At 36.8% G+C, this 13209-nt stretch carries 8 protein-coding genes; 4 read left to right on the forward strand and 4 right to left on the reverse strand.

The features are described from left to right. Positions 1-241: 241 nt before the first annotated feature. Positions 242-2041 (forward strand): acetolactate synthase 3 large subunit, encoded by a 1800-nt coding sequence (locus PVV64_RS01845; protein ID WP_273719918.1) that lies wholly within the window; start codon positions 242-244, stop codon positions 2039-2041. A 654-nt stretch (positions 2042-2695) separates the two neighbouring features. Here PVV64_RS01845 and PVV64_RS01850 read toward each other — a convergent pair. From PVV64_RS01850 to PVV64_RS01860, 3 genes are all read right to left on the reverse strand, one after another. Beyond that, complete coding sequence (locus tag PVV64_RS01850) at positions 2696-3067, reverse strand: TauD/TfdA family dioxygenase (protein WP_273759399.1); 372 nt, start codon at positions 3065-3067, stop codon at positions 2696-2698. A 527-nt stretch (positions 3068-3594) separates the two neighbouring features. Then, complete coding sequence (locus PVV64_RS01855; RefSeq protein ID WP_273759401.1) at positions 3595-4893, reverse strand: MFS transporter; 1299 nt, start codon at positions 4891-4893, stop codon at positions 3595-3597. A 261-nt stretch (positions 4894-5154) separates the two neighbouring features. Continuing rightward, entirely contained in the window at positions 5155-6081 is a 927-nt protein-coding gene (locus PVV64_RS01860; RefSeq protein ID WP_273759403.1) for a D-2-hydroxyacid dehydrogenase family protein, read from the reverse strand. Positions 6082-7123: 1042 nt separating this feature from the next. On the opposite strand from PVV64_RS01860, the gene PVV64_RS01865 reads away from it, so the two are divergent. The 3 genes from PVV64_RS01865 (at position 7124) to ilvC (ending at position 11075) form a co-directional block, all read left to right on the forward strand. Next, on the forward strand, positions 7124-8245 hold the full coding sequence (locus PVV64_RS01865; protein WP_273759405.1) for an ATP-dependent RecD-like DNA helicase: 1122 nt from the start codon (positions 7124-7126) through the stop codon (positions 8243-8245). Between the two features lie 78 nt (positions 8246-8323). Next, positions 8324-9058, forward strand: a complete 735-nt coding sequence (locus PVV64_RS01870; protein ID WP_273759407.1) for a pyridoxine 5'-phosphate synthase — start codon at positions 8324-8326, stop codon at positions 9056-9058. 997 nt (positions 9059-10055) lie between these two features. Then, the gene (ilvC, locus tag PVV64_RS01875) at positions 10056-11075 is read left to right on the forward strand and encodes a ketol-acid reductoisomerase (RefSeq protein WP_273759409.1); all 1020 of its coding nucleotides are present in this window, start codon (positions 10056-10058) and stop codon (positions 11073-11075) included. Between the two features lie 100 nt (positions 11076-11175). Here the strand turns inward: ilvC and PVV64_RS01880 are convergent, their stop codons facing one another. Next, positions 11176-12576, reverse strand: a complete 1401-nt coding sequence (locus tag PVV64_RS01880) for an amino acid permease (RefSeq protein ID WP_273759412.1) — start codon at positions 12574-12576, stop codon at positions 11176-11178. Between the last annotated feature and the right edge of the window lie 633 nt (positions 12577-13209).

The following is a 13209-nucleotide window of genomic DNA, read 5'->3' on the forward strand; positions in this document are numbered from 1 at the left end:
GAAAAAAGTTCATTGTAAATGGATTTTTTTAAGAAATATAATTTTTTATTGACGGACGCTATCAATGTAATTAGAAATGTGTTTCACAGGAAGTATTTTCCTTATAGGTTTTGTGTATCGGAATAAGGGGGGTAGTCATACAATAGATGTTTTTTGTGTGTAGTAGGCTCTCTCAGAGCCTTTTTTGATAGGCTCCTTCGGGAGCTTTTTTATTGTGCTATCAAGTAAGCGAGTGGGAAAAATGACAAATCATCCAAAAATGCAACAGAGTGCGGACGGTAAAAGAATGTCTGGTGCTGAAATGGTGGTTCAAGCTCTTATTGATCAAGGAGTTCAGCATCTCTTTGGTTATCCTGGTGGAGCTGTGCTTCCTATTTTTGATGTCCTTTATCAACAGGATTCACTGCGGCATATTTTGGTGCGTCATGAACAGGCGGCGGGTCATGCTGCTGAAGGTTATGCACGCAGTACAGGGAAGGTAGGGGTTATGCTTGTGACTTCTGGTCCAGGGGCAACAAATGCTGTGACACCTTTGCAAGATGCACTTATGGATTCGATCCCGCTTGTTTGTTTTTCTGGTCAGGTATCGACAACTGTGATTGGAACGAATGCTTTTCAAGAGGCTGATACGGTTGGTATTACAAAACCCTGTACGAAACGGAATTGGTTGGTTGAAGATGTCAATGATCTTGCCGCCATTATTCATGAAGCTTTTGCCGTTGCTCAATCAGGGCGTCCAGGACCGGTTTTGATTGATATTCCCAAAGATATCCAATTTGCTTTGGGTATTTATAGAATGCCTCAAGTTATGGCATCTCAGCATTCTTCTCCACAGTTCAAAGGGAAGAGTGAGGCACTTGAATGTGCTGTTGCTCTTTTAGCAGAAGCAAAACGTCCTGTTATTTATTCTGGTGGTGGTGTGATTTCATCTGGCCCACAAGCTGTACAGCTTTTGCGTGATTTGGTTGAGTTGGGAGACTTTCCGATTACATCAACACTCATGGGACTTGGTGCTTATCCGGCTTCTAGCAAAAATTGGCTGGGAATGCTTGGAATGCATGGAACCTATGAGGCGAATATGGCCATGCATGATTGTGATGTCATGTTAGCTGTTGGGGCACGGTTTGATGATCGTATCACTGGACGTCTTGATGCTTTTGCACCTCATGCGCGTATTATCCATATTGATATTGATCCTTCTTCCATCAATAAAACTGTAAAAGTGGAAGTTCCATTGATTGGCGATGTGGCTGATGTTTTGAGAGATATTAATCAACGTTTGCATATGTACAAACCGATATTTCATCATGAGAGTCGTGATGCGTGGTGGAGGCAAATTAAGCGCTGGAAAGCGCGTAATTCATTGGCATATATGGAAACAAAAGATGTCATTATGCCACAATATGCTCTTGAGCGGCTTTATGCATTGACCAAAGATGCGAATGCTTATGTGACAACAGATGTTGGACAGCATCAGATGTGGGCCGCACAATATTATCGTTTTGATAAGCCAAAACGTTGGATGACTTCTGGTGGTCTTGGAACTATGGGGTATGGTCTTCCTGCGGCTATCGGTGTTCAAATAGCACATCCTGATGCGCTTGTTGTTTGTATTTCTGGTGATGCCTCTATTCAGATGAATATTCAAGAGCTTGCAACAGCAATTCAGCATAATACGCCAGTGAAAATTTTTATTTTAAATAATCAATATATGGGGATGGTTCGTCAGTGGCAGCAATTGTTGCATGGTAATCGTCTCTCTCATTCTTATACGGAATCGATGCCTGATTTTGTAAAATTGGCACACGCTTATGGAGCCATGGGAATTCATTGTTCAAAACCCGATGAACTTGATGATAAAATTCAGCAAATGATTGATTGTGATAAGCCTGTTCTCTTCGATTGTCGTGTTGATAATTTAGAAAACTGTTTTCCTATGATCCCATCGGGATGTGCCCATAATGAGATGTTATTACCCGATGAGGCAAGCGAGGAAGCTGTTGCAAATGCTGTTTCTTCTGAGGGAAAGATTCTTGTATAAAATGAATATGTTAACAAAAGAGTGAAAGATGGTGATGATGAAGTCTTTGGAGGCTTCATCTCTGTTTCTTCTTTGTGGAGCGTTCCCATATCCTTAGAGCTTATTTTATGATTTTCATTCTTTGTTTAAAGACATGGGGTGTATTATTATATGTTCATCTAAAAAATGTTATAAGTCGTGTGCCTCATTATGATTGAATTTATTTGTACGCAATGTTTGTTTTTTAATTCATATATTCATAGTTATTTCGTTGCATTTTTTAGATAATACATTGAATTATCTGTTATAAATTAATTTATATTATCTCATCTATGTAAGATTCCATTGTGCAAGAAAAAAAGCTACCGTGCTTGAAAGGTGCAACTATGCAAACCGTCATACTTGTGAAAACAATAGAAAAGTTTTCAATCTATTTTTGTTTCGCATGATGAAATTACTCCAAATCACTCTTTTAAGGGGTTGATAGGATAATTCCCCTAGCGGCTTGGAAGGAAGGGCAAAAATAACAAAGATCAAATGCAGACATAGAAAATTAATTGGCCACTATAGCTTATAATCAGGTAGTAACCTCACTTGATTATGCGGGAGAAATCTATACATATGAGATGTATCGTCAATATATATAATACTCAACATCATATCATGATCAAGACATTAACATTGAAAGTCAAAGACTCTTTCTTTTATTTGTTCTAAATATCGATGTTTCCATAAATCTGCAAACACAAATACTCTTTGAATCCACCGCATTGGATTTTTATAACGATCGAATGATCCAGAAAATTTATCTCTAGAGTGTAGAGCCATTCTGTTATCAATGTATAATAATCTTCCTGGTTGTACATCAATTCCAAAAGATACAGCCTTAATAGCTTCATAAAAATGATCTAAAGCGTCCTTGGCTTTTTTTGACTGTGGTTCTAACATGCCCAGATAAAAAACAGCGCTGATATTTGGGAATTCACTGTCCCCTTGAACGAGGAGCGCTTTACTTGTAAAGATTCCCCCATTTTTTCTCCATCTCATAGGGAACATTCATTATATATAAATTATCCCTTAAGCTCCTCAAATCCTCCTCACTTAAAAGTTGTAAAGTTAGACGTGCATCAGGTATTCTCGTTAATGGGCCATCAACATCATTGTGAACACCAGAGCAAAATGTCCCTTTAGGAGATAAATTTAAACCCGTTATAAATTTTCGTGCAGTATTTTCTCTATGAAAATCTCACTCAACTTCAGATCCTAATTCTGTATAATTTTTTTATTATCCTCTAAAGGAACTAGGTTATTTACTATATGTTCGTCTTCAAACTTAATTGAATAAGGCTCTCCGATTAATAAAGAAAACATCATAATTAAATTTTCTCTTATATAACCGCTTTTATAAGACGCATCTCAATTATAAGGATTAGGTGACGTATTAATTTTTCTATCAATAGGAAGGTTTTCAAAGACTAAATATGGTCTAGGGGTAACAGACATCTTTTGATTCATAAGAATTGCCAAGATTCTATGGGGTAGCAGCGAAAATGCTATTTTTTTAGCTTAACCGACTATTCAATACCACCGTATGGATCATAAATAATATGGTCTAAAGCCTCCCAAAGATTGTCTCTTTCGACATTGCTCAACTCAACAGTATTTTCATTTATCATTATAGTTTCCTCCTCAATTATATTCCCATACTTTTTTATTAAGAAAAGTGAAAAAACAATCATTAAAATTAAAATCAACCATGTTAGTAAATAAGTGTCTGTAAAATCTTGGATTAATCCAAATAATGGTGGAGCAGCAATAATTGCGATTTGATTGACAGACATTGCTAATCCCAGAGAAAAGCCAACGCTTTCTTTCGGCGAGGAGTCTACAATATAAGCAACCCAAGGGCCATACCATCCTAATCCCAAAAAACCTAACCAAGCAGATAAAAGAGTTAAATAAATTATGGATCCATTCATGCCCAAAATTAATATTAAAAATCCAAAAACGACTGCAATCATGCAAAACAAGACAGGAAAAAATCGTCCTTTTTTACAATGATCACTCCACGCTGCTAAAATAATTCTTCCTAAGGCACCAGAAGCCTGTGAAACAAAAAACAAATAAGCACTTTTATCTAGAGGCAGGTGGTAGATTCTATAAAAATAAACAGTTATAAAAATGGTTAAAACATATTGGACGATCACAAGTGAAACGCCTGAGAAAATAATATTCTTCATATGCGGCGCAGCCAACATCGCAAGACGAGACCTTACATTTGCATAGAACGAAACTTTTGCGTTGCTTTTTGGAACGATAGCGACAACTTTTGCTGGTGCGTGATAAAAGATAATAAAGATATATCCCCCTAAAAAAGAAACAATGGCACCGACCAAAAACGCACCTTGTATGCCATAGACAAGCGCACTCGCAGGAAGAACCATCCCAGCTAATGCCCCACCTAATGGTAGCCCCGCCTGCCTTATTCCCATTGCAAATCCGCGTTGCGATTGTGGAAACCATGCAGAAACAGATTTAGCACCACCAGGTTGAGCAGAACTATAAAATCCCCCTACAATGAGCAAACAAACCAAAAGGAAAATATAGTTATCTGCGATTGCTCCCAACAAAAGAGCGACAGAAACGCCGAGTGTGCCAACGCCAACAATAGAGCGCTCGTTAAACTTGTCTAGTAATTCGCCAGCTATAAGTAAGCCAATAATAGGTAGGAATTGCGCTGCTGAAGACAGCAAACCTATTTGAGAGTCACTCAGTGAGAAATCCTTCTTAAAAAATTCAGCTAAAGGACCAATTCCTTGAACAAAGAAGCAGGCTGATGCTTGAGCGATAGTGGCAACAAGCATATAATCCATCGATAATAATTTTTTTCTATAAATTGATGATTGCTCACTACGCCCCCTACAATGAAAGTTTCCTTGTAGCCTTTTTAATAATGATTGCAACAATAAATGAGGTATTTTATGCGGATGACATAAAAATCTGTCAATATGATTGGTATTAATATGAAAACTAAGGAATATGCTTCAATTTAAGGAAATAAGCTATTATGTGTCGTGCAAATTTAATACGCTAGTAATATAAGATAAATTTTACAAACATTGGCTCAGCCGGTATTAAGCGTTCTTCATAAAAGACGCTATATTTTGGCAAGCTTTTTCCATATAATTCTCAAAGCTTTCTTCAGTCACATAGCCCAGATGCGGTGTGCAAAGAACTCTCTCTGATTGCAATAATTTGCTCTCATATACTGGCTCGCTGTCATAAACATCCAGTGCAAAGTAAGTTGAATTTTTCAAACTTAGTATTTTTTCTATCGCCCCTTTTTCAACCAAAGCTGAACGCGCTGTGTTGACAAAAAGAGCATGGGGTTTCATATTCCACAGATCATCTACTTGAATGATTTCTCTGGTTTTATCGCTTAAACGTAAATGTACGGATATAATGTCAGGACGTGTAAAAAATTCATTTTTTGAATGCGTAAAATGATAACCTAAATTTTTTGCTTCTTGCGTTGAACGCTCGCTCCCATAAACCAAAATGGACATGCCAAAAGCTTGAGCATATTGAGCAACCATTTTACCAATACGCCCAAACCCGAATATTCCAAGAGTAGCCCCTTTCATTTGGTTGCTAAATGTTGTTTGCCATCGTCCTTTTTTCATATCAGACACAGATTTATAGAATTTTCTCCGCGCAGACATCATTAAGAGCCACGCAAATTCAGCAGCAGAAGTTGGATCTCCACCACCATCTAATATTTCAATTCCTAAGTCTCTACAAGCTTCTATATCAATATGTGAACTTATAGGGCCTGTTTGACAGATTAATTTTAAATTTGGCAGTTTCAGGAGAAGATTTCTATCAACTATAGTCCGCTCTCTGATTAAGATAAGAATATCTATCTCTTTGAGCTTATCTTCTAAATCATATTCTTGAGCTAAATTATTGATAACCAGCACTTCATGCGATTTCATTAATTTTTTAATAGACTGTAATGTTAGGGTGGCTTTTTGATAGTCATCTAGAATTAATATTTTCAATTTAAATCCCCCGTTTTATTCATCAATATTTGTGCTCATGATTTTATTTCTAAAACAACCAAAAAGCAATCTGATCGCTGATATTTTGACATAACGCCAAGCCTATTAACAAATTATACTCCTTGATTTCATTGTTATTTCTAGCAATAAGAATAGCATTCATTGGTTCGTTTTTATAAACTTTAATACCTTGCGACAAAAAGAAAAAGTTTGATTGAGTAAATGGAGAATTACGCTTTTCTCATATTTTAAGGACGAATCTAAAATGCTATGCTGGACATAAAACCATGTCCCAGTTTTCTTATAATAGACTACCAAGAAGGTCATACTGACAAAACAGATTTTGTTGTCAAAATAAAAAAAGCTCCATATTTGTGTGAGATAAAGCGTGCTTCATATAAGCGTGATGTCTCTCTTTATTCGTTGAGATATAACTTCTTTGTAGAATGAAGAGTCAATTTATTAAACTCATGATAAGAGGAAGATAGGAACTTTATAGGTGTCTCATCATAGGATTAAGTCGTTTTATAGAGAGCTATTTCTCTTTCTGCCAAAAGGTTTTTGATATATTTAATTCTTATTTCGTAAGAGTGCATGTTCTTTATTTTTATGTGCAAGAAAGCTAATTGATTGTGTAAAATAGTATTCATAAAATTACATTATTCTTATCCTGTTAAGAACATTTTTTTTAGCGAGGGTTTTGCAATTGCAATGTTCTTTTTCTCATTCTGAATTTGGGTTAGAAAAGCGTATAGAGGTGTTATTTTAAATTTAAGATATGCATATTCCATTGTTGGTGTTACTGTTGTAAAAATGATATCTTATTTGATAAGTATAAGGTGGTGCCAAGAAGATCGATGTAGAGATAAAATTTAGATTGTTACAATATCTTCAAAAAGTAATGGGTAAATAATCGATAATTGTGCTGCGAAATTTGTTAGATGGGCGTGTGTTAGCAATTTTTAATAAAAAAGTTTTTCTTGAGAATGGTTTTGGTGGCAAAATACTTGCTCTTTTTATACGAATCTTATTTTGATAAATTATGCAATTTTCACGGGAACAGGATAATGCATTGAAGGCTGTTTCCGCGTGGTTGAGGGAAGGGCGTTCTCCGCTTTTTCGCCTCTTTGGCTATGCGGGGACAGGAAAGACAACGCTTGCGCGCTATTTTGCTGAAACAGTTGATGGCTCTGTTCAATTTGCTGCCTTTACAGGTAAAGCAGCACAGGTTTTGCGTTCTAAAGGTGCAAGCAATGCTTGTACGATTCATTCATTGATCTATTGTCCGCGTGGAGAAGAAGAAGTTTCCGATGAAGTAACGGGAAAAAAATCTATTGCACCGACATTTGCGCTCAATCGGAAAAGTGCGGCTGCGCAAGCTGCGCTTATCATAGTTGATGAGTGTTCGATGGTGGACGAGCAATTGGCTCGTGATTTAATGAGCTTTCGAACACCTATTCTTGTTCTGGGTGATCCAGGCCAATTGCCTCCTATATCAGGAGGGGGCTTTTTTTCTAATGGTGAGCCAGATTTTCTTCTTTCAGAAATTCATCGGCAAGCACGTGATAATCCGATTGTCCGTTTGGCTATGGATGTGCGTGAAGGACGTGATATTGCTTATGGTGATTATGGAGCAGCGCGTGTTATTACACGCAAAGAAGTGGATCAACAATTGGTTTTGGATGCTGATCAGGTGTTGGTAGGAATTAATCGAACACGCCACCTTTATAATAAGCGTTTGCGTGCGCTGAAGGGATTTACTTCAGATTATCCACAAGCGGGAGATAAGCTTGTTTGTTTGCGCAATGATCCTCCTAAAGGCTTGTTGAATGGTTCTTTATGGAAAGTGATGACTTCACAGAAGGAAACTGTTAAACCAAGTATGAGCCTTCTTATTAAGCCAGAAGAAAGCGAGCGTGGGGTAGCGAAAATTAAGCTTTTAAAAGCAGTGTTTGAAAATCCTGATCATGAGATTTCGTGGGCGTTAAAAAAGAGATATGATGATTTTGATTATGGATATGCGTTAACTGTTCATAAAGCACAAGGATCTCAATGGGATAACGTTGTTTTGTTTGATGAGAGTTTTGCATTTCGCGATATGTATGCGCGGTGGCTCTATACAGGAATTACGCGTGCGGCAGAGCGTTTAACAATTGTTCGCTAGATAAAGAGTTTTATTTTCTGGAATTATAGGGCTGAGAGTCTTTTTTCTGTCTTTAAGTATAGAAATGGAGGAGTGTGTATGGCAATCAAACTTTCTGTTAATCTTAATGCTATTGCTGTTTTGCGCAATCGGCGTAATCTTCCTTGGCCCAATGTCAACAATATTGGGCATATAGCTCTTACAGCTGGTGCAGCGGGTTTGACAGTTCATCCACGTCCTGATGAAAGACATATTCGTTTTGCTGATTTACCAGATATACATGGTTTAATTCACAGCATGTTTCCTCGTGCTGAATTTAATATTGAAGGTTATCCAAGCGATACCTTTTTGGATAAAGCAGAAAAATATGCTGATCAAATTACTCTTGTTCCTGATGATCCAGCACAATCAACTTCTGATCATGGTTGGGATTTTGCGCGTCATGCAAAATTTTTAGCACCTATTATTCAACGCTTGAAAGCAAGAAAAATTCGGGTATCACTGTTTGCTAATCCTGTTGTTGATGGTCTTGATATTGCTAAAGAGATTGGTGCTGATCGCGTGGAATTTTATACTGGGCCCTATGGGGGAGCGTTTAATGATAAGACAAAACAGGAGCAAGAACTCAATAAGCTTGTTTTAGCAGCAAGAAAAGCTCAAGAGCTGCAGCTTGGTGTTAATGCAGGGCATGATCTGACAATGACAAATCTACCTGCTCTTGTTCATCATATTCCTTGGCTTGATGAAGTTTCTATTGGGCATGGGCTTATTGCGGATGCATTAGAGTATGGAATGCATGAAACTGTTCAACGTTTCATTCAGGTGTTGAGGTAATTTTTCTCTATCAATAAGAAATGGTGCGTTTTTATACAATTCTATTCGTTTGTAAAAGAATAATTTTGCATAGGTTTCGTGAAATAACATTGTTGCATGTATAATGATAGCAACAGAAATGCCATGCTTCATTACATAGAATGGGCAAAACATATAAAGGGCAGCGATTTTCACTATATTCGTTCGGAGCGGAAGACAACAAAGCTTTGTAGCTTTGGCAACCTCTTTTAAAGGAGCAGGAACTCAACTGTAGATTTTATGAGAAATATAAGATTTCTATTCGTTTTTGAGAATGTTTTTGGAGAAGAAAAAACTTTTAAATTTATGGTTACTGTGCAGTGATGAGGGTCGTTATACATGATTATCAAGCAGTGGTTGCTCCGAGTCTTTTTAAAAGAGCCATGTGTGATAAAATTCTACAGATATTGATCGGTATAAATACTTTTCTGTAACGACTCTATTGTAAATGTATTCATCTAAAACACGCGATATGGCCTATAATAGGGCTGCCAAAACTAATAGCTGTACAAAAAATGGTATCGATTATGGGAAAGAAAAAATTGAGATAGTGTACTCAAGATAAAATATAAAAACGATAGCCTTTATTTATAATTTTTCTTGCTATCCATTTTGATTTGGTTCATGTTAAAAACTGTATAGTGTATCTTTCATTTTTAGGGATACATGCCTCATGATGCGGAAGAAGAGAACTTTATTTTACGTATATTTCTTTTCAGAAGTATTTTTTGTACAATATATTGTTTTTGTAGAGCAGCATTTGAAGCCTATTTGGGGATCCAGATATGTTTTTGGAAGGTTGGGGGCATAGTTTTTTATGCAGTGTATAAATTTTAAAAGATTGCCCAGTTGCTTTGTTATTATAAGCAGTGTTTCTGTTATTTATTGTGTGTGAAGCACTGAAGGTCGTTTTTTACTTTTTATTGAATAAAAATAATCTGAAATTTAGTTTAAATGTTAGAGAGAAGGAAGTATTTTTATGCGTGTTTATTATGATCGTGATGCAAATGTTGATTTGATAAAAGGAAAAAAAGTAGCCATTGTGGGTTATGGTTCACAAGGGCGTGCACATGCTTTAAATTTAAAAGATTCCGGTGTTCAGAATGTGCAAATTGCTTTGCGTGCAGGGTCAGCGACAGCTAAGAAGGCTACAGTAGATGGCTTTGAAGTTGTGAGTGTTGCTGAGGCTGCAAAATGGGCAGATCTTATTATGATGGCAACACCAGATGAATTGCAAGCTGATATTTATAAAGAACATATTCATGATCATTTACGTGATGGTGCTGTCATTGCTTTTGCACATGGCTTGAGTATTCATTTCGGCCTCATTGAACCTAAAAAAACAGTTGATGTTGTGATGATTGCTCCTAAAGGTCCAGGACATACTGTACGCAATGAATATCAACGGGGTTGTGGTGTTCCTTGCTTAATTGCAGTTGCACAGGATGCATCAGGACAAGCCCATGATGTAGCACTGTCTTATGCATGTGGTCTTGGTGGGGGACGTGCTGGAGTGATTGAAACAACATTTAAAGAAGAATGCGAAACTGACCTTTTTGGTGAACAAGCTGTTCTCTGTGGTGGTCTTGTTGAGCTTATTCGAGCAGGTTATGAAACACTAACAGAAGCAGGTTATGCGCCTGAAATGGCTTATTTTGAGTGTTTACATGAGGTTAAATTGATTGTTGATCTCATGTATGAAGGTGGTATTGCAAATATGAATTATTCAATATCCAATACAGCGGAGTGGGGAGAATATATGTCTGGTCCACGTGTGATTACTGATGAAACAAGAGCAGAAATGAAGCGTATTTTGAAAGATATTCAGACCGGTAAATTTACGTCAAATTGGATCCAAGAATATAAAGCTGGTGCTGCTCACTTTAAAACTATGCGGCGTTTAAATGATAGCCATCCTATTGAAGAAGTGGGTAAAAAACTCCGCTCTATGATGCCTTGGATAAAGTCTAATGCTCTGGTTGATAAAGAGCGCAATTGAAGTTTGTAATAGGAATGTTATCTAAACAGCTTTTATGCTTTATTTACAAAAAGGGTAACCGAAGTTACCCTTTTTAAATATGTTTTTTTATGTATAAATTTTATTTGTTCTTTGGGGCTGTTTTTTTTCTTATAAATAAAAAATACATTATGCCTAGGAAAATAAACCAAAAAAAACTGTATTTTAAAGCTGTTAGGGTATCATGTTCTAATGTCAACAAATAGAGCATGAAAGCAAAAAACACTAAAACAATCCCGCACATGATAACACCTCCCGGCATTTTATAGACGGACTCAGCATGTAGATGAGGGTGATTGCGACGATAGACAATATAGCTAATCAAAATGACAGACCATACGAATAAAAACGCAATTGCTGAGATACTGGTCACAATTGTAAAAGCGCTTATGATGCTTGGAGATGAGGATGCAATGGTATAGCCTAATAAAATACATAAGCAAGAAAAGAAGAGGGCATTGGCTGGAACATGGAATTTGGAAAGCTTCCCCAAAATCGGAGGTGCACCTTTTTGTGTTGCAAGCCCATATATCATGCGACTGGTAGAAAAAATACCACTATTTGCTGAAGAGGCAGCCGAAGTCAGAACGACAAAGTTCACCAAACCAGCAGCTATTGGAATGCCAGCAAGCCAAAACATCGAGACAAAAGGACTGTTTTCTGGAACAATTTGATCCCAAGGTGTGACTGACATAATCACAGCCAGAGAAAAGATATAAAATAGTACAATACGAACTGGTATTGCATTAATTGCTTTAGGGAGAACTTTTTTAGGTTCTTTCACTTCAGCTGCAGTTGTTCCGGCAATTTCTATACCAACAAAAGAAAAAATGGCAATTTGAAATCCGGCAAAAAAACCTGTCATCCCTCGAGGAAAGATATCTCCACCATTCCATACGTGACTAAGAGAAGCAACAGTACCATTTGGTGTGGTAAAGCCAGTCGCTATCATATAAAATCCAACAACGATTAATGCTAGAATTGCTACGACTTTGATAAGACCAAACCAAAATTCAAGCTCACCGAAAAATTTCACGGCAAGGAGGTTAAGGATTAAAAAGAAGCCAATGCAAGAAAAAACAACAACCCATGGATTGAGTGTTGGCCACCAGAAATGCATATAGTTAATGATAGCAATAATATCTGCAGCTCCAGTCACAACCCAGCTTAACCAATAGTTCCAGCCAACAAAAAAAGCAACTCCTGGTCCTAGCATATCGGTTGAGAAATCAACCAGAGATCGATATTGTGGATTAGAAAGTAATAATTCTCCCATGGCGCGCATCACAAAGTATAGTGCACAACCAATAATAGCGTAAACGAGTATAATGGAAGGGCCTGCTACACTGATTGTTTTTCCTGATCCCATGAAGAGACCTGTTCCAATAGCACCACCGAGGGCTATAAGCTGTACGTGACGGTTATCTAGTCCACGTTGCAATCTTTTATGCGGATCAGCTTCTAAATTTTGTGTATCATTCATTTTTTGAAGGTTCCCTTTAATTTTTTTAAGATTCAAAATTACATTACAATGGAAAAGTAATCTCACTTATCGAAGCATGATATAAATGAGGAGTAAAGGGGAAAAACATTTTTTTGTTGCCTTGATGTGGATAAAGAAAAAATATGAAAATAACGAAGATATACAAATTCATGCTAAAACAATGCAACAGGTATTTGCATTCAGCGTTTAAGGTGGTTGTTGAGATGACTGATAGATGGTTGATAAAAACGTCATATTATGATGGTGGTTACGTTTAGGCTAGTCTCAAACAGTCATTAAGAAATTGCTCTTGGGTTATGGTAAATTCTGATCATACAATAGGAACGGTAATAATTTGTTTTAGATATTATAGCAGAAAAATATTTTTATTTTCAGCAAAATAGAGCGTAGAATTGTTATCTTACTTTAAAAAACTGATAGCAGGGAATTTTAAATGCTGTTCATACTTACTTTCATTGGCTTTCATAAACGGAAGATAATTTGCTTCTTTACGCTAGGTTTTACTGAGAAGTCTATAGGATCTTTTATTTTGAAGTTTGAATAAGAATTCTATTCCGATTTTGCATACTTTGATAAAAGATCATGAGAGCTTCGTATTGAAGCTATAAAAGC

The sequence above is a fragment of the Bartonella sp. ML70XJBT.G genome, from assembly GCF_028618575.1.
Classification (GTDB): Bacteria; Pseudomonadota; Alphaproteobacteria; order Rhizobiales; family Rhizobiaceae; genus Bartonella.